Genomic DNA, 1,673 nt, shown 5'->3' on the forward strand with positions numbered 1-1,673 from the left:
AGCCTAACCCGCAGTTCCAGCCGACGCCTAACGGCGCGGCTGAACGCAACCGTTAGGCTGCAGATGCCGTTTTGTCCTTCATGCGGAACGTCGGTGTTAGCTGATTCTGTGCAATGTGTATCTTGCGAGACGCCCTACGAGTCTCCCAGATTTGAGATATGGGAATCCCGCCTTACCGCCCAAGAGGAAGCGACAATTCGCGTTCCGACCTCCGCGCTGGTAGCCCTTGGGCTACTGGGCATTGGCGGCGCGGCCCTAGGCCTGTTTGCACTGGCGACGGCGATTGCAAGTGCTGGCATTGGCGTCATGGATGGCATCGTGGCCGGGCTTGCTGTGCTTCTCTATGTATTCGGTGGATATTGCGGAGTGCTCGCGTTGCGAAGGTCGCATGGCTGGCTGCACATGAATCAACTTTTCTGGGGTATTCATGTCCCAGTGCTGTCGTCGCCGCTGGCCTCGTACTTCTTTTCAGCCGGGGGATTCTTCAACGTGTGGCTGCAGATCTATCCACCAATCCGCGGGGCATTCAATTTCCTGCTGGGAAGCAGTTTCACGATTGATTTCTTTGCATCCGTTCCGGTTGTCATTGGTTTCAACGCCTTTGCGGCCGCGATTTCGATCTATCTTGCTAGGCTGCAGCATGTTCGCGCCGCCTAACCCGCAGTTCCAGCCGACGCCTAACAGCGCGGCTGAACGCAATCGTTAGGCCCATGACCCACGAAGCAACACTGATCTACAGCGAGCGAATCCTGCGTGATGCCGTGTTTGCCTTCTGGCGGCGCACGGTCGGTACTAGATTCTTGCTCGTGCTCTTGCTCTTGGCTGCCACACTCGGCACCCTTGTCGTGCAGGGAGATACATCGTGGGTTGTCGGTGTGCTTGCCTCTGTGCTTGCTTTGGGCATGGCGTTTGCAGGGGCGCTGTATGTCGTCCACTACCGCAACGCTCTGGCAAAATTCCGGGCAATGGGCGGTTCGCAGGCTTCGTTCTCCGTCGGCGAGACCTCGTTTACCTTCAGTTCTAAACTTGGGACCACGACCCTCGGATGGTCTTCCGTTGAGGAGCTTTGGCAGTTCGAAACAGTGTGGCTGTTCCTGTTCTCCAAGGCGCAGTTCAGCACATTGCCTCTTGACTGCATCTCACCCGAGATTCAGTCTTTCATTCTTCAGCGCATTCGCTCCGCGGGAGGCCGCGTTGGTGCCTAACCCGCAGTTCCAGCCGACGCCTAACGGCGCGGCTGAACGCAAACGTTAGGCCGCACCTTGCAACGCCTGATCTCTCTCGCCTCGCTCGTAGTGCTGTCTTACGCAGGAGCTTCCTTCGCGGCCGGCAGTGCTGGTTTGATTAACGCCAACGGCCTCGGCCCTGTCCGATTCGGCATGACAGTCGCGCAATACGGTAACGCGCTGCACGAGTCGGTGTCAGAGCCCTCAGATCCCGAGGATCGCGGGTGCTTCTTTCTGCGGTCCAAGCGCTTCCCAGATACGTACTTCATGTTTGAGGATGGCCTGCTGCGGCGCATTGACGTGCATTCCAGGAAGATCGTCACACAGGACGGCGTTCGCGTTGGAACTCCGGTTATCCAAGTAAAGCGCCGGTACGGTTCAAAGCTGGCAGACGAGCCCCATCACTACTCAGGGCCCGACGACCGATACTTGACGCTTAGCATCACA

3 protein-coding genes are annotated in these 1,673 nt (G+C 57.9%); all 3 read left to right on the forward strand.

Annotated features, from left to right (window positions below):
• Nucleotides 1-657 (forward strand): hypothetical protein (locus tag B0W88_RS35035; protein WP_233151911.1); only part of this gene is annotated, 657 nt, incomplete at its 5' end.
• 53 nt (nt 658-710) lie between these two features.
• Complete coding sequence (locus tag B0W88_RS31605) at nt 711-1,205, forward strand: YcxB family protein (RefSeq protein WP_077038395.1); 495 nt, start codon at nt 711-713, stop codon at nt 1,203-1,205.
• Between the two features lie 57 nt (nt 1,206-1,262).
• Nucleotides 1,263-1,673: hypothetical protein (locus tag B0W88_RS35040; protein ID WP_233151912.1), on the forward strand; the 411-nt coding region annotated here is incomplete at its 3' end.

The sequence above is a fragment of the Pelomonas sp. KK5 genome, from assembly GCF_001984095.1.
Classification (GTDB): Bacteria; Pseudomonadota; Gammaproteobacteria; order Burkholderiales; family Burkholderiaceae_C; genus KK5.

Coding starts and splice junctions, on each gene's coding strand:
- B0W88_RS31605 (WP_077038395.1), top strand. CDS start 711: ATGACCCACGAAGCAACACTGATCTACAGCGAGCGAATCCTGCGTGAT.